This is a genomic window from Haloterrigena sp. H1 (assembly GCF_005938085.1).
Taxonomy (GTDB): Archaea; Halobacteriota; Halobacteria; order Halobacteriales; family Natrialbaceae; genus Natrinema.
Window position 1 is genome coordinate 1,742,713 of record NZ_SMZK01000001.1, and the last position, 15,886, is coordinate 1,758,598.

General features: G+C 64.1%; 13 protein-coding genes. 8 read left to right on the forward strand and 5 right to left on the reverse strand.

From position 1 onward, the window contains the following. The first annotated feature begins 96 nt into the window (after positions 1–96). Positions 97–2,028: a DNA topoisomerase (ATP-hydrolyzing) subunit B gene (gyrB, locus tag E2L06_RS08775; RefSeq protein WP_138780570.1), complete on the forward strand. Its 1,932-nt coding sequence runs from the start codon at positions 97–99 to the stop codon at positions 2,026–2,028. 7 nt (positions 2,029–2,035) lie between these two features. After that, positions 2,036–4,522: a DNA gyrase subunit A gene (gene gyrA, locus E2L06_RS08780; protein ID WP_138780572.1), complete on the forward strand. Its 2,487-nt coding sequence runs from the start codon at positions 2,036–2,038 to the stop codon at positions 4,520–4,522. 113 nt (positions 4,523–4,635) lie between these two features. Here the strand turns inward: gyrA and E2L06_RS08785 are convergent, their stop codons facing one another. Together E2L06_RS08785 and E2L06_RS08790 are read right to left on the reverse strand one after the other, a co-directional pair. Continuing rightward, the gene (locus tag E2L06_RS08785) at positions 4,636–5,169 is read right to left on the reverse strand and encodes an Rrf2 family transcriptional regulator (protein WP_138780573.1); all 534 of its coding nucleotides are present in this window, start codon (positions 5,167–5,169) and stop codon (positions 4,636–4,638) included. A gap of 169 nt (positions 5,170–5,338) precedes the next feature. Then, on the reverse strand, positions 5,339–6,025 hold the full coding sequence (locus E2L06_RS08790) for a metal-dependent transcriptional regulator (RefSeq protein WP_138780574.1): 687 nt from the start codon (positions 6,023–6,025) through the stop codon (positions 5,339–5,341). Between the two features lie 141 nt (positions 6,026–6,166). Between E2L06_RS08790 and rocF the strand changes: the two genes are divergently transcribed. Both rocF and E2L06_RS08800 read left to right on the forward strand, forming a co-directional pair. After that, entirely contained in the window at positions 6,167–7,087 is a 921-nt protein-coding gene (gene rocF / locus E2L06_RS08795) for an arginase (RefSeq protein WP_138780576.1), read from the forward strand. Between the two features lie 133 nt (positions 7,088–7,220). Next, on the forward strand, positions 7,221–8,390 hold the full coding sequence (locus E2L06_RS08800) for an NAD(P)/FAD-dependent oxidoreductase (RefSeq protein ID WP_138780578.1): 1,170 nt from the start codon (positions 7,221–7,223) through the stop codon (positions 8,388–8,390). 23 nt (positions 8,391–8,413) lie between these two features. On the opposite strand, the gene E2L06_RS08805 is transcribed toward E2L06_RS08800, so the two are convergent. Beyond that, complete coding sequence (locus tag E2L06_RS08805) at positions 8,414–8,947, reverse strand: DapH/DapD/GlmU-related protein (RefSeq protein WP_138780580.1); 534 nt, start codon at positions 8,945–8,947, stop codon at positions 8,414–8,416. Between the two features lie 131 nt (positions 8,948–9,078). Here E2L06_RS08805 and E2L06_RS08810 point away from each other — a divergent pair, with 131 nt between their 5' ends. After that, positions 9,079–9,417, forward strand: coding sequence for a hypothetical protein (locus E2L06_RS08810; protein ID WP_138780582.1), 339 nt, complete (start codon positions 9,079–9,081; stop codon positions 9,415–9,417). 7 nt (positions 9,418–9,424) lie between these two features. Here the strand turns inward: E2L06_RS08810 and E2L06_RS08815 are convergent, their stop codons facing one another. Continuing rightward, positions 9,425–10,219 (reverse strand): hypothetical protein, encoded by a 795-nt coding sequence (locus tag E2L06_RS08815; protein WP_138780584.1) that lies wholly within the window; start codon positions 10,217–10,219, stop codon positions 9,425–9,427. A gap of 83 nt (positions 10,220–10,302) precedes the next feature. Next, positions 10,303–10,563 (reverse strand): hypothetical protein, encoded by a 261-nt coding sequence (locus E2L06_RS08820; RefSeq protein WP_138780586.1) that lies wholly within the window; start codon positions 10,561–10,563, stop codon positions 10,303–10,305. A 234-nt stretch (positions 10,564–10,797) separates the two neighbouring features. On the opposite strand from E2L06_RS08820, the gene E2L06_RS08825 reads away from it, so the two are divergent. The 3 genes from E2L06_RS08825 (at position 10,798) to E2L06_RS08835 (ending at position 15,863) form a co-directional block, all read left to right on the forward strand. Then, a complete protein-coding gene (locus E2L06_RS08825; RefSeq protein ID WP_138780588.1) occupies positions 10,798–11,532 on the forward strand; it encodes an MBL fold metallo-hydrolase in 735 nt (244 codons plus the stop codon). Positions 11,533–11,829: 297 nt separating this feature from the next. Beyond that, complete coding sequence (locus tag E2L06_RS08830) at positions 11,830–15,093, forward strand: MMPL family transporter (protein WP_249361450.1); 3,264 nt, start codon at positions 11,830–11,832, stop codon at positions 15,091–15,093. Next, positions 15,090–15,863, forward strand: coding sequence for a TrmB family transcriptional regulator (locus E2L06_RS08835; RefSeq protein WP_138780592.1), 774 nt, complete (start codon positions 15,090–15,092; stop codon positions 15,861–15,863). The genes E2L06_RS08830 and E2L06_RS08835 overlap by 4 nt, the downstream gene beginning before the upstream one ends. Positions 15,864–15,886 lie beyond the last annotated feature (23 nt).

Genomic DNA, 15,886 nt, shown 5'->3' on the forward strand with positions numbered 1-15,886 from the left:
GTCGGCCCTTGGGAGGCCGTCGTATGACGGCTCGCGCTCGCGCGCGTACACGTGACTTTTATTAGGGCCGGTCCACTACCCGAAAGCAGGTTTTACATGTCCCAGGAAAGCGAGTACGGAGCCGGGCAGATCCAGGTCTTAGAGGGTCTGGAGGCTGTGCGAAAGCGACCGGCAATGTACATCGGCTCTACCGATTCTCGAGGACTGCACCACCTCGTCTACGAAGTGGTCGACAACTCGATCGACGAGGCGCTGGCCGGCTACTGCGACGACATCACCGTCTCCATCAACGAGGATGGGTCGGTGAGCGTCGCAGACGACGGCCGCGGCATCCCCGTCGACACACACGAGGAGTACGACCGCCCTGCACTCGAGGTCATTCTGACTGTCCTCCACGCTGGCGGCAAGTTCGACAACAAGTCCTACCAGGTCTCCGGCGGCCTCCACGGCGTCGGCGTCTCGGTCGTCAACGCCCTCTCCGAACGGCTCGAGGCCGAGGTCAGACGCGACGGCGGCGTCTTCCGGCACGCGTTCGAGGCCGGCGAACCCGTCGGCGACATGGAGCGGGTCCGCGATATGGAACCCGACGAGGAGACCGGCACCGAGATCCGCTTCTGGCCCGACGCGGATATCTTCGAGACGGGCGAGTTCGCGTTCTCGACGCTGTCGAACCGCCTGCGGGAACTGGCGTTTCTCAACTCGGGCGTCCGCATCACACTCCGCGACGAGCGCGAGGAGAAAAGCGACGACGGTCCCGTCGCCGAGACCTACGAGTACGACGGCGGCATCCGCGAGTTCGTCGAGTATTTAAACGAGACGCGCTCGGCGATGCACGACGACGTCATTTACTTCGAGGACGAAGACCAGAATATCCAGGTCGAAGTCGCGATGCAGGCTACCGAGGAACTGCAGGGCTCGATCCACGCCTTCGCGAACAACATCAACACGCGCGAGGGCGGGACCCACCTCACCGGGTTCAAGACCGCCCTCACGCGGACGGTCAACGACTACGCCAACGAAAACGATCTCCTCTCCGATCTCGAGAACAACCTCAAAGGCGAGGACATCCGCGAGGGGCTCACGGCAGTCATCTCGATCAAACACCCCGATCCGCAGTTCGAGGGCCAGACGAAGACGAAACTCGGCAACTCCGAAGTCCGCGGGATCGTCGAAAGCGCCATGCACGAGGGCCTTGGCACCTACTTCGAGGAACACCCCGACACCGCCGAGGCCATCGTCACCAAGGCCGTCGAGGCTGCGAAAGCCCGCATGGCCGCCCAGAAGGCCGAGGAACTGACGCGGCGGAAGTCCGCCCTCGAGTCCACCTCCCTCCCGGGGAAACTCGCTGACTGTCAGACCAAAGACCCCGAGAAAGCCGAACTGTTCATTGCGGAGGGTGACTCCGCAGGCGGCAGCGCAAAACAGGCCCGCAACCCCGAGTTCCAGGCCGTCCTCCCGATAAAGGGGAAGATTCTGAACGTCGAGAAACATCGCTTAGACCGCATCTTGGAGAACGACGAGATCCGGAACATGATCACCGCGATCGGCGCGGGGATCGGCGACGAGTTCGACGTCGAGGACGTCCGCTACAAGAAGATCATCATGGCGACCGACGCCGACGTCGACGGCGCCCACATCCGGACGCTCCTGTTGACGTTCTTCTACCGGCATATGCGCCCGCTGCTCGAGGGGGGCTACGTCTACGCGACCCAGCCACCACTCTATCGCATCCGGTATCGCGGCGAGACCTACGATGCGATGACCGACGCCGAACGCGACGAGATCGTCGAAGAGAAATGCGACGGCAACCCCTCGCAAGTCCAGCGGTTCAAGGGACTGGGCGAGATGAACCCCGAACAGCTCTGGGAGACGACGATGAACCCCGACAACCGTATCCTCAAGCAGATCACGATCGAGGACGCGGCAGCGGCGGACAAGATGTTCTCCGTCCTGATGGGCGACGCCGTCGAACCCCGCAAGCAGTTCATCAAGGAAAACGCGCCGGAAGCCGAGTGGATCGACATATAATTTATACATGAGTTCAGACGTACCCGATCCGACAGACGTAGAGGCACGAGCGGTAGAGAACGTCCGCATTGAGGACGAGATGGAGCAAAGCTACATCGACTACGCGATGTCCGTCATCGCGGGTCGTGCGCTCCCGCGCGTCGAGGACGGCCTCAAACCCGTCCACCGGCGCATCCTCTATGCGATGCACGAGATGGGGGTCTCGAGTGGCTCGAGCCACCGAAAGTCGTCCTCGATCGTCGGGGAGACGATGGGGGATTACCACCCTCACGGCGACAGCGCGATCTACGACACCCTGGTCCGGATGGCCCAGGACTTCTCGATGCGGTATCCGCTGGTCGACGGCCAGGGGAACTTCGGCTCGATGGACGGCGATCCGGCCGCCGCACAGCGATACACGGAGGCCCGGATGTCGCCCATTTCCGAGGAGTTGCTCGAGGACATCGAGAAGGACACGGTCGACTTCTCCTCGAACTACGACGACCGCCTGCAGGAACCCGACGTGCTCCCGGCGGCGTTTCCCAATCTGCTGGTCAACGGCTCCTCGGGGATCGCGGTCGGGATGTCGACGAACATCCCGCCGCACAACCTGGGCGAAGTCATCGACGCGACCATCGAACTGATCGACGATCCCGAGGCGACCGTCGAGGACCTGATGGATCACGTTAAGGGCCCGGACTTCCCGACGGGTGCGAACATCGTCGGCCGAGACGCCATCTACTCGGCGTACAAGACCGGCCGCGGCCGCATTCGGGTTCGTGCCGAGTTCGAGGTCGAAGAATGGAAAAACGGCCGCGAGCGCATCGTCGTCACCGAACTCCCCTTCCAAGCCAACAAGGCCCGCCTCGTCGAGCGCATCGCCGAGGACGTCAACGAGGGCGAGATCGAGGGCATCACGGACCTGCGCGACGAGTCCGACCGCGACGGCGTCCGGATCGTCATCGAACTCAACCGCGGCGCGAACGCGGATGTCGTCGAGAACAAACTACTCGAGAATCACTTAGAGCGAACCTTCGGCGTCATCAACCTCGCGCTGGTCGACGGCCAGCCCCGAGTGCTCTCGCTCAAGGAAACGCTCGAGGAGTACGTCGCCCACCGCCGCGAGGTCGTTCGCCGGCGCAGCGAGTACGATCTCGCGGAGGCCGAGGATCGCGCGCACATCCTCGAAGGTCGGCTGACGGCCGTCGAGAACGCCGAAAACGTCGTCGAGTTGATCCGTGACAGCGAGGACCGCTCGGCCGCGAAAGCGGCGCTGCAAGACGCCTACGACTTCTCGATGGACCAGGCCGAGCACATCGTCCGGATGCAACTCGGCAGTCTCACCTCGATGGAGGCCGCCGAGATCGAAGCCGAGTACGAAGAGGTCCAGGCCGAGATCGAGCGCCTGACGGAGATCCTGGAAAGCGAGTCGGAGTTACTCGGCGTCATCAAGGACGAACTCCGCGAGATCAAAGCCGAGTACGGCGACGAGCGTCGGACCTCGATTATCGAGGACCAGGGCACAGTCACCCACGAGGATCTCATCCCCGAGGAGGAGGTGTTCGTGGTCATGACCGAGGACGACTACGTCAAGCGGATGCCGATCGACCAGTTTGACCCCCAGGGTCGCGGCGGGAAAGGCATCATCGGCGCAGACGTCAAGGAAGACGACCGCGTCGCGACGGTCTTCCGGGCTAACACCCACGACTATCTGCTGTGCTTTACGAATCAGGGCGAAGTCTACCGGCTCAAGACCTACGAAATCCCCGAGATGGGCCGGACGGCCCGCGGCAAATCCGCGGTCAACATCCTCGATCTCGACCCCGGCGAGGACATCACGGCCATCGTCGACACCGACGCCTTCAGCGACGACGAGTTCGTGACGATGGCAACCCGCAACGGCTACGTCAAACGCACCGCCGGTGCGGAGTTCGACAACATCCTCTCGACGGGGATCATCGCGGCCGATCTCGAGGAAGGCGACGAACTGGTCGACGTCGAAGTCACCGACGGCACACAGGATCTCGTCATCGCGACCGAAGGCGGCATGACGATCCGCTTCGACGAGGACGAGGTCCGTGCGATGGGGCGCAACGCCCGCGGTGTCAACGGCATCAAACTGCAAGCCGACGACGCCGTGGCGGGGCTGGTCGCGACCGACGAGGACGACGGACAGGCGCTGTTGACCGTGACCGAGAACGGCTACGGCAAGCGGACGCCACTCGCCGAGTATAGCACCCAGTCACGGTACGGCAAGGGGCTGATCGACATCAAGACCGGCGACCGAAACGGTCCCGTGACGGCCGTCAAAGCGGTCGACCCGGACGACGGGCTCGTGCTGATGAGCGAGCGCGGTCAGATCGTCCGCACGCGGGTCGACGAAGTCTCGACGGTCGGGCGAAACACGATGGGCGTGATCGTCATGGACGTCGAAGACGGCGACGCGGTCGCGAGCGTCGACGTGATTCCGGCTGCGACCGCCGATGGGGACGCAGACACCGACGCGCTCGAGTAATCACGCCGCAGTTCGCCCATCGTCTCGACACGAAACCAGTTTTCGCCGATCGGTCACCGACCGAGAGCGCAGACGCTAGCAGGAGAAGCGAGATGAGAGCCGCCGATCGCCGCTCAGTGGGCCGGCTCTTCGGCGGGTGCGACCATGTCGTCGATCCGGAGAATGAGGATGTTGTTCGTGTCGTCTTTGCCGTCGACGGTGCCATCGATGACGAGTTTCGAGAGCGGTGTCGGGCCGACGGTGACGGAATCACCCTCGTGAATGTCGCTGACTCGTCCCTGCACGTGAATCTCTGCGCGACAGAGTTCAGGGTGGTGGACACTCGAGAGGTCGATCTCTTCGATGATGGTGTCGCTGACGGGTTCGCCTTCGTGTTGCAGCGGAACCGATGCGGGCTCGTCCATCTGCTGGATCTCGAGTGCTTCGTAGGCGGCGGCAGTGGGTTTGTAGCCGCCTTTCGGTCCGGGTACACCCTCTACTAGTTGGAGGGCTTTGAGACTCTGCATCTGGTTGCGGATCGTGCCGGGATTGCGGTCGACCTGTTCGGCGATATCTTCGCCTTTGATCGCATCTTCGGACTCCTTGTGGAGGTTCGTCAGGGCGCGGAGTATTTTCTTCTGGCTAGGGGTGAGTTCGATGGATGACATAGTGTTTTATTCGTATTTGGTTTCCTTAAACCCGGCGGGTGGGCCGGTTATTTTGCCAACGTTGTGACGGTTGCACCGGGAATGTACGCACTTTCGTCTCGTCCGCCGACGGTGAGGCGGGCATCCGTGGGTCACAGTATCATCGCGATCGCAACGGTATCCCCGGCAGCTACGACGACGGCTGAGGTTCGGCGGGTGGTGCAACGCGGACGTGTCTGGCGACTGACTCGGGCAGTGAGACCGGCTCGTCGGCCTCGCTCGAGCACGCCGTCACCATTCCGAACGGGGCGATCTCGACGATTTCGAGGTCGACACCGGGTTCGACGCCGTGGTCGGCGAGATACGAGAGCACCTCGGGGTCGTGGTCGGCGACCTCGGCGACGGTCACGACGGCCCCTTCCTCGAATTCGGTGATGGCCTCACCGTCGGGACGCTCCGGCGGCTCGAGGTCGGCACTCGGGATCGGCGAGCCGTGTGGGTCGACCGTCGGCTCGCCGAGCGCGTCGGCGACGCGGGCCTCGAAGTTCTCGCTGATGTGGTGTTCGAGGCGGTCGGCTTCCGCGTGGACTTCCGACCAGTCGTAATCTAAGTGTTCAGTGAGGTAGGCCTCGAGCAGCCGATGGTGGCGGACGATTTCGAGGGCGACGGTCTCGCCTTCGTCGGTTAAGGTCACGCCGCGATACTTCTCGCGGTCGACGAGGTCTCGCTCCTCGAGTTTGTCGAGCATGCTAGTAACGGTCGGCGACGTGACGTCCAGCTCCGCCGCGATCTCGGAGGTCTTGATCCGCTCGTCGGTCTCGCGCTGGAGGTGGTAGATCGCTTTGAGGTAGTCCTCCATCACGTCGCTCAGCATCATGCTGTCCCGAATTTAGACAGGTCTAACCCTAAAGCTGTCGCCACTGAAGCCGTCCGTGTGTGATCGACGAGGCTGTCGCGTGTCCGCACAGCGACTGTGACTGACCACCATGGTCAAACCGGTCGGCGGTGTAGCGAGTCTATGGACCGGACCGTCAGGATCATCGGCGCGCCGATGGACTACGGGGCGAATCGTCGTGGCGTCGACATGGGACCGTCGGCGATCCGCTATGCGGGGCTGGCAGACGGCCTCGAGCGGGCAGGTGTCGGCCCGATCGACGACGGCGACCTGTCGATGCCCCGGGCTGAAGAGCGCGATCCGGATGCCGACCAGCCCCACGGCGGGAACGCGAAGTTCCTCCGGGAAATCGCGGACGTCTGTCGGCGGCTGCGCGATCGCGTCGCGGCGACGGTTTCCGACGGCGAGTTTCCCCTCGTGCTGGGCGGGGACCACGCGGTTGCGATCGGCTCGCTGACCGGCGCGGCTCGGGACGTTGACCTCGGTGCGATCTGGTTCGATGCCCACGCCGACCTGAACACGCCCGGGACCTCGCCGAGCGGTAACGTCCACGGGATGCCACTGGCCGCCGTCCTCGGGTACGGTGCGTTCGGCGAGATGGAATGGGCACCCGCCCCGGGACTCCGTGAGTCGTCGGTCGTCTACGTCGGCCTCCGAAGTATCGACGAGCGCGAACGCGACTTGCTCGAGGAAAGCGACCTGACGGCCTACACGATGTCCGACATCGACCAGCGTGGCGTTTCGGCGGTCGTCGAAGACGCCCTCGCGGTCGCGACCGATGGCACCGACGGCGTCCACGTCAGCCTCGATCTGGACTGGCTCGACCCGAAGACGGCCCCCGGCGTCGGCACGCCCGTTCGTGGCGGCGTCACCTACCGGGAAGCCCACGCCGCACTCGAGACGCTCTCGCGACGCGACGAGGCCGCGGGCATCCTGCGATCGATGGACGTCGTCGAAGTGAATCCGATCTTGGACGAGGCAAACGAGACGGCGACGCTGGCAGCCGAACTGACCGCGAGCACGTTCGGGAAACGGATCCTCTGAGTTAGTCACGTTCGGCGGGGTCCGGCTCGACTCGAGCACTGTCTCCCGACCGTCAGTATGGCGTCGTGCGAAGCGTGAGCATACCGACTCCTCTTTCAACAGCTTTGTATCATAGTGCTTCCCATTATGCTGTATGACTGAGAACGTTGTCGTGCTCGGGGCTGGCTACGCTGGCACCGGCGCGATCAAAAAGCTCCAGTCGGAGCTTGGCGGCAACGTACGGCTGACCTGGATCGCCGACGTCGATTATCACCTCGTACTGCACGAATCCCACCGCGTGATCCGCGATCCCAGCGTCCGCTCGGATATTACCTTCCCGGTCGAGCAGATCGCATCCCCGGCGACCCGATTCATCCAGGACGAAGTGACGGGCCTGGACGTCGACGAACAGGTCGTCGAACTCGCGGACAGCGAGGACGTCGAGTTCGACTACGTCCTCGTTGCACTCGGCAGCCAGACCGCCTACTACGGCATCCCCGGTCTCGAGGACCACTCCCTGACGCTCAAGAGCTTAGATGACGCCCTCGAGATCCACGAGGCCGTCAACGAAGCAAGTCAGGACGCGACCCGCAGCGAGCCCGCACAGATCGTCATCGGCGGTGCCGGTCTCTCGGGCATCCAGACCGCCGGCGAGATCGCCGAGTTCCGCGACCAGCACCGCGCCCCCATCGAGATCCACCTCGTCGAGGCGCTCGAGGAGATCTTCCCGGGCAACGATCCGGAGTGCCAGCAGGCCCTGCGCGACCTGCTTGAGGAAGCCGGCGTCCGCATTCATACGGACGATCCGATCACCGAGGCCACCGCGGATCACATCGAATTCGACGAGGGCGAACCGCTCGAGCACGATGTCCTCGTCTGGACCGGCGGCATCACGGGTCGCGACGCGATGGACGGCGTCGATCTCGAGAACGAGCACAACCGCGTGACCACCCGAGCGAACTTCCAGACCTCCAACGAGCGCGTGTTCGCGGTTGGCGACTCGGCGATCATCGACCAGGGCGACCAGCCCGCACCGCCGACGGCACAGGCCGCCTGGCAGGCCGCCGAGGTCGCCGGTGAGAACATCGCTCGCGCGATCGCGAACCGTCCGCTGCGAACCTGGGAACACGAGGACAAGGGGACCGTCATCTCGGTCGGCGACAAGGCGATCGCCCACGACGTCAAGCCGGCGAAAGGTATCTCTCTGCCCGTCGATACCTTCGGCGGCCTCCCAGCAGAGAACCTGAAGAAACTGATCGCCGCCCGCTGGATCGCCGACATCACGTCCTGGAACGAAGCCCGCAAGTCCTGGTCGTCGCTCTAATCGTTCTGTTTTCGCCGCCGCTCTCATTCGGCCGTCTCGTCGCCGGACGCACCGCCCATCGGCTCCGCCGGCACGCCCGCGACGGTCGTTTCGGGGGGGACGTCTCGAGTCACCAGCGAGTTCGCCGCGATGCGAGCATCGGGCCCGATTTCGACGCCGGGCAGGACGATCGCACCCGCGCCGATCATCGCCCGTTCGCCGACGACGACCTCGCCGGTTCGATACTCGTCCTGGAGGAACTCGTGACAGAGGATCGTCGCGTCGTAGCCGACGATCGCGTCCGCCTCGAGCGTGATCAGGTCCGGCCAGAAGACGTCGGGCGTGGCCTCGAGGCCCCACGAGACGCCAGATCCGACCGTGACGCCGATGCGGCGCAACAGCCAGCGTTTGAGCCGCAGGCTCGGCGAGATCCGCACGAGCCAGACGACGATGTAGTTGATCGCGACCCGAAGTGGAGAGCGGGCGGTGGTCCAGTGGGCCAGCGAGTTGCGTGGCCCGGGCGTCGTGTGGTGTGTGACGCGCTCGTGTCGTGGCGTCGTATCGTCGGAAGCCGTCACTGCCACATGCTTTGATGGATCGCTACATGAAACCGATCGATCGGCGAGCGAGCGGCGACGGAGCGTGTCGACGACAAATACCCAACTAGTATGGGAGTACTACTGTATCCCTTCCTACCGGCAGGCCACTTGTGCCCCGATCCCAGTCGAACACTCTCGACATCGAGACGATCTATACGCTCCTCTCGAACGGGACGGCCAGAGCCGTTCTGGAGATCCTTCGCACAGTCGACCGGACGACGCCCGAAGAACTGGGCCGTCGCCTCGCCTCGTCGGACCACGACCACGAGACGGCCGACAAGGGCCCCACCACTCGTCGAGCGATCACTATCGCGTTAGTTCACAACCATCTCCCGCGACTCGATACACACGACGTCGTCGACTATCGGCACCAGGACGGTGAGGTCACGCGTGGCGAGCACTTCGGCGACCTCGAGCCGTTTCTCGAGCGACTGGAGCACTGCGAATGACGACCACCTACGCGATTTCCCGGTCGCCCGGCATCCCGACCCGCTCCCGGAACGCGGCACCCGAAAGGTCACAGCGGTAAGCCGGCTTGAACATCATGTTCGATCCGCCGGCCTGGACGTTCCACGCCGATTCGATTTCCTCGCGCAGGTAGTACTGTGGCCGCTCGTTGCCCTCGGCGACGTAGTAGTCGCTGATGCGGATCGGATCGCGCTCGAAGAGCCCGCCGGGTTCGCGCCCGTCAACGATGACGACCGGTTTCTCGAGGTAGAGGTCGCCGTCCTGTGCGCGCTTGGCGTGAGCGTTGTCCGGATGGGCGTCAAGGATCACTTCGCGCTCAGCCCGGGGCATATCCGGCGTCACAACGGCCACGTCCGCGACGGTAAAGTAGCCGATCAGGTAGCGGTGGGCGCGGTCCCCGTCCGGTCGGCGCAGGCCAGCGTAGAACCCGACGACGTCGCCGGGCTCGAGCGCGCGCAGTCGTGAAACGTAGCCGCTGGTCCGGTGTTCACCGTAGGTCAGCGCCTCGAAGTTAGGATCGTGGTGGAGCGGCCACGATGTGAGGGCGTCGTCAGCGACTGTCTCGGTCCCATCTCCGACCGGCTGGGGCGTGATCCGGGTCGTGAGATCGGCGGCAACGCCGTCGTCGGCTCGCAGCTCCCACGATCCAAGCGTCTCCGATTCAGTCGTCTCGCGGGTTTTCTCCGGAATCGGGACATACTCGAACCGGCCGTCGTCGTACAGCGGTGCCAGCGCGCCGACGTTCGTGCTGTCGGCACCGACGCCGGCGAGAACGACTGTCATATGCGGATACACACGTCGTTCGGCGTGACGTGGCGATAAATCCGCCGAAAGCGCGGGCCGGTCTCGGAGTCGCGGCCGGTCGGTTAGCACTCGGTCGTCCGAGCCCGGTAGTAAAGCGGGATCGACAACACGAGAAAGAGCAGTCCAATCGCGGCGACGCCAAACCAAGCCGTCGACAGCACGTGACCGGGAAGCATGCCGGCGACCTCGAGAACCCACAGGAAACTGTAGACGCCGACGAGCGCCAGACTGACGACGTACACCCGCAGGAGCCAGCCGACAATCCGATACAGCGTCGTCTTCGTGACCCGCGACGGCAGCGCCGTCTCGAGTCGGCTGATCATCACCGCATCACCCGGCTGGCGTGGCGCGGTCCGCCGCGTGCGTCGATCGGCCGCTCGCTGTGTGAGTGCTGGCCGCGGGTACCTGTCGAATACGTAACCATCGAACCGATACCCCACGGTGGACTGCCGACCCGCTTGAATCTTTGTACCGATCGTCGGAATCATGTGGCCCCGGCACGGCCGGAGACGTTCTCGAGAGGTACCCTTATCGGGCCGGGGGTTCCACACTCGCCTATGCGTATCACCTTTCTCGGAACGGGCAGTGCCATGCCCACGGGCGAACGCTTTCAGACGGGAATCCTCGTTCAGGAGGACGGTCGCACGCTGCTGATCGACTGCGGTTCCGGGATCCTCCAGCGGCTCCAGCAGTCCGGCGTCGGCTACGAGAACGTCTCGACGGTTCTCCTGACCCACCACCACTTAGATCACGTGGCCGACCTGCTGCCGCTGATGAAAGCCCGCTGGCTCGCCGGCGAGGACCACCTCGAGGTCGTCGGCCCACAGGGCACCAAGGCGCTGGTCGACGACCTCCTCTCTGTCTACGAGTACATGCAGGACAAACTCGAGGTACAGGTTCGGGAGGTCGTGCCCGGCGAGTTCACCGTCGCTGGCTTCGATGTCTCAGCCTACGAGACGCGTCACTCGGTGCCGTGTCTGGCCTACCGCTTCGGCGATCTCTTCACCTTCAGCGGCGACAGCGAGGCCTTCGCCGGACTGGCGAACTTCGCGGAGGGATCGGCGATTTTCGCCCACGACTGTTCGTTCCCCGACGATGTCGATGTCTCGAACCACCCGACGCCCGACGCGCTCGGCCGGGAACTCGCCGGCCGGGAGCTCGGCCGGGTCTATCTCACCCACCTCTATCCCCACACCGACGGCAACCACGACGAAATGCTCGAGTCGATCGCCGCCCATTACGACGGCGACGTCCGGTTCGCCGAGGACCTCCAGACGGTCTCGGTCGAGTGATCGAGCAGCCGTCCAACACGACTGATCAGGATTGCGGATTGTCACAAGAATGTGACGAAGCGACCTGTTTTGTCGGTTGAAAACGACGGGTAGTACGTGAATAACACTGTTCTGCTGAACGTTCGGCCAGAAGCGGGACGATCGCCGTTGTTTTGGGACCAGCGCTCGCGACCGTCGTGTTCCAAGTCGTGACTGTTAGTGTAAAAATAACAACACCTGTATAGCGACTCCGTTAGTAGGATACTCACAACAGATGAGAGCGAGCGCCGAGCCGAGTGACACGTGGGGTGTGTGGCCGTGAGTCGTGCCGACCGGATCGCCGACGTAATTACGACACACTCGATGATCGTCCTGGTCGTGCTCTTGCTCGTGACCGCCATGGTCGGTGCGGGCGCGACGATGGTCGACGACGAGTCATCGCTCGAGCAGTACGAGACCGATTCTCCGGAAGGGAACGCCCTCGAGTTCGCGACGGAAAACTTCGCGAGCGAGGACCAGGAGAACACGACAGCGGTTCAGGTGATCGTCAGGGGTGACGACGTCCTCTCGAAGGAGTCGTTGCGCTCCTCGCTCGAGTTCCAGCAAGAACTCCGGAACAACGAGTCGATAAACTCGACGCTGGTCGAAGAGGAAGCGATCGTCGGCGTCGAGAACGTCGTGGCGACGACCGCGATCCGCGAGGAGCAGGCTGACGACCTCTCCGAACGCGCGTCCGAACTGGAAGACCGAAGTGAGGAACTCAACGAGACCGCAGCCGAACTCGAACAGCGCAGGGCCGACCTCAACCAGACCGCAGCCGAACTCGAAACCCGGAGTGGAGAACTCAACGAGACCGCCGACGACCTCGAGGCGGCGCTGAACGAGACCGTCGCACTCGAGACGGAGTACGCTGAGCTGAACGCCTCCTACCAGGCCGGCGACCTCTCGGAGACGGAATACGAGCAGCAATCGGCCGCGCTCGAGGGCCAACTCGATGCGGTGTCCGCGGAGGCAACGGCCGACCTCGACGACGAGCAGTCGGCACGCTTCGCCGCAGCCATGACGAACGCGCGGGAGATTCAATCGTCTCTCGTCGACCTCGAACGGGCCAACGAGGCCGGCAATCTCTCCGACGCAGAATACGAGCGGCAGTCGAGTGAACTCGAAGGCCAGCTCGAGGACGTCTACGCCCAGGGCACGCGCGGTGTCCTCGAGGAAGACTTCGCGCAGCTGGCGGAAGATCGCGAACAGCTCCAAGACGACTTCGAGGAGCTCGAAGATGACAGCGAACAGCTCCAGGACGACTTCGAAGAACTCGAGGAGGACTTCGAGGACCTCGAAGACGATCGCGAAGACCTCGAAGCAGCCGACCAGCCGCCACTGGACGAACAGATCGAGCAACTCGACTCGATGAGCGAATCCGAGTACGAGGAGACGCTTACCGACGTCCTCTCGGAAGATAGCGACCGGGGCGGTGGCTTTGCCCTGCGTCTGATGCCGACATCCTACGAGCCGGAGTCGACCGAGGCCGATGCACGAATGCTGGTCGTGACGCAGTCGACCGCAAGCGGGGACTTCCAGGGCCCTGGATCGGTCGACGAAGAAATCTCCAACAGCCAACTCGAGCTTCGCGACCTCGCCGACGACCGCGACCAGGAGATGCTCGTCTTCGGGTCGGGGGTTATCACCGACGAGATCGACCGATCGATGGGCGACAGCTTGGCGATCGTCTCGCCGCTTGCCCTGCTGTTCGTCGTCGTCGCGCTGGTGATCGCCTACCGCGATCCGCTCGACATCGTCCTCGGGATTGCGGGCATCGTGGCAGTGCTGCTCTGGACGTTCGGCTTCATGGGCTGGGCAGACATCGCGTTCAACCAGATGTTCGTCGCCATTCCCGTGCTCCTGATCGGGCTCTCGATCGACTACGCGCTTCACGTCTTTATGCGTCATCGGGAGCAACGCGACGCCGACGAGCACGCAGGCGACGAACCGACTGACGTGCGCGGCTCGATGTCCGTCGCCCTCGCCGGCGTCGGCGTCGCGCTCGTCTGGGTGACGGCGACGACCGTCATCGGCTTCCTCTCGAACCTCGTCAGTCCGATCGGCCCGATCCGCGAGTTCGGCATCGTGAGCGCGTTCGGTATCCTCGCCGCGATGGTCGTCTTCGGCGCGTTGATCCCCGCGGCGAAAGTCGAGATCGATTCTCGACTCGAGGCTTACGGGATCGAGCGGCGCAAGCAGGCGTTCGGCACCGGCGGCGGTCGACTCGCAGACGTACTTTCCGTGGGGGCGACCATTGCCCGGAAAGCCCCGCTGGTGGTGCTCCTCGTGACGCTGGTGGTGACCGCAGGCGGCGTCTACGGTGCGACCCAGGTCGATACCAGCTTCGATCAAGAGGACTTCCTTGCGGATAGCCCGCCCGCCTGGACGCAGGACCTGCCGGAACCGTTCCAGCCCGGCGAGTACAGCGCGAAATCCGACCTCGAGTACGTTAACGAACACTTCCAGCGCCAGGACTCTCAGGCGCAACTACTCGTCAGGGGTGATATAACCCACGACGAGACGCTCGAACGGGTAGAAAGCGCCCAGGACGACGCGACCGACAGCGACGTGGCATACGAGCTGGCAAGCGGCGAGGCCGACGTTCGCAGCCCGCTGTCGACCATGGAGCAGGTCGCAGCCGAGAACGAATCGTTCGACGAGTCGTTCACTGAGTCGGACACCGACGATGACGGTGTTCCCGACGAGAACCTCGAGGCGCTGTACGACGACCTCTACGAGGCCGATTCCGAAGCCGCGAGCAACGTACTCTACCGTTCCGACGGTGAGTACGAGGCCCTCCGGCTGGTCGTCTCGATCGAGGGCGACGCCTCGACTGGCGAGACGACCGAGGAAATGCGCGCGATCGCGGCGGACTTCGACGACGACGGTGATCGCTGGTCTGTGGTGGCGACCGGCGATCCGATCGTCAACCACGTCGTCGAGCAGGACCTGCTCGATACCGTCCTCGAGAGCCTGTTGATCACGCTCGTGGCCGTCTTCGTCTTCCTGACGCTGGCCTACTGGCTGACCGGCAACAGCGCGACCCTGGGTGCGGTAACTCTGCTCCCAGTTGCGCTCGCAGTCAGCTGGATCCTCGGGACGATGTACCTGATCGGGATGCCCTTTAACGTCCTGACGGGGATGATCACCAGTCTGACGATCGGGCTCGGCGTCGCCTACAGTATCCACATCAGCGCCCGATACACGCTCGAGCTCGAGCGCCAGGGCTCGGTCTGGGACGCCATGCACACCACGGTAACGGGCACCGGCGGTGCCCTGCTCGGCAGCGCGGCGACCACCGTCGGCGGGTTCGGCGTCCTCGCCTTTGCCATCTTGCCCGTCCTCGAGCAGTTCGGGATCATCACCGCGCTGACGATCATCTACGCGTTCGTCGCGAGCGTGCTCGTCCTGCCGACCCTGCTCGTCCTCTGGACGCGGTACTTCGGCCCCGACGTCCCCTTCGAGTCGCCCGCGGCCACGGGTGCGTCCCCCGCTAGCGACGGCGGCCGCCCCGACGACGATACTGGTGACGACCGATGACCGACGACGAGCGCGAGGGCGAGAGCGAGAGCGGGGCCCTCGCAGCCTTCGAACGGCTCGGGCTCACGACTTACGAGGCAAAGGTATTCATCGGACTCCACCGTATCGGCTCGGGCACTGCCCGGGACGTCTCCCAGGTCGTCGACGTCCCACGATCACAGGTGTACGGCGTCGCCGAGCGCCTTGAGGAGCGGGGCTTACTCGAGGTCCAACAGTCGAATCCGATCCGGTACCGGCCGGTCAGCACCGACGAGGCGCGCGAGCTGCTTCGTGACCGGTTCGAACACGAACAAGACCAGGCCTTCGAGTACGTCGAAACCGTCAAACGCGAGTCTGCAGGCGAGGAGACCCAAGAAGACATCTGGACGGTTCGCGGCCGCGACCGGGTCGACGACCGTACCGTCGATATCCTCTCGCAGGCGGACGAGCGGCTCGTCTTCGGAACCCGGCTCCCGGAACTCGTCACCGACGCGATCGAACGAACCCTGACGGAGCGCGCCGCAGCTGGCGTCACGGTCGTCGTCGTGAGCCGAACGGCGGCAGTCCGAAATCGGTTTGCAGATCTCGATGTCGTGACCGTCGAGAACCTCCCTGACCACCGGGCGGACGACCAACGGTCGGGTCGGATCGTCATCGCCGATGACGATAGCATCCTCCTGAGTGTCGTCGGTGACGAGGGCAGCGAGACCGCAATCTGGAGTTCGGGCTCGCTGTTTGCGTCCGTCTTGATCCAGCTGCTCGAAGCCAGCGACGAACTGCAACTCGAGTAACCCGAAACCGCGCCGGCGGCAGC

Bases quoted from the DNA above. Each gene is read 5' to 3' on its own strand.
- E2L06_RS08785 (WP_138780573.1), bottom strand. From the start codon at position 5,169: ATGTCATCCATCGAACTCACCCCTAGCCAGAAGAAAATACTCCGCGCC.
- E2L06_RS08820 (WP_138780586.1), bottom strand. From the start codon at position 10,563: ATGATCAGCCGACTCGAGACGGCGCTGCCGTCGCGGGTCACGAAGACG.
- E2L06_RS08815 (WP_138780584.1), bottom strand. From the start codon at position 10,219: ATGACAGTCGTTCTCGCCGGCGTCGGTGCCGACAGCACGAACGTCGGC.
- E2L06_RS08800 (WP_138780578.1), top strand. From the start codon at position 7,221: ATGACTGAGAACGTTGTCGTGCTCGGGGCTGGCTACGCTGGCACCGGC.
- E2L06_RS08790 (WP_138780574.1), bottom strand. From the start codon at position 6,025: ATGATGCTGAGCGACGTGATGGAGGACTACCTCAAAGCGATCTACCAC.
- E2L06_RS08835 (WP_138780592.1), top strand. From the start codon at position 15,090: ATGACCGACGACGAGCGCGAGGGCGAGAGCGAGAGCGGGGCCCTCGCA.
- rocF (WP_138780576.1), top strand. From the start codon at position 6,167: ATGGACCGGACCGTCAGGATCATCGGCGCGCCGATGGACTACGGGGCG.
- E2L06_RS08825 (WP_138780588.1), top strand. From the start codon at position 10,798: ATGCGTATCACCTTTCTCGGAACGGGCAGTGCCATGCCCACGGGCGAA.
- gyrB (WP_138780570.1), top strand. From the start codon at position 97: ATGTCCCAGGAAAGCGAGTACGGAGCCGGGCAGATCCAGGTCTTAGAG.
- gyrA (WP_138780572.1), top strand. From the start codon at position 2,036: ATGAGTTCAGACGTACCCGATCCGACAGACGTAGAGGCACGAGCGGTA.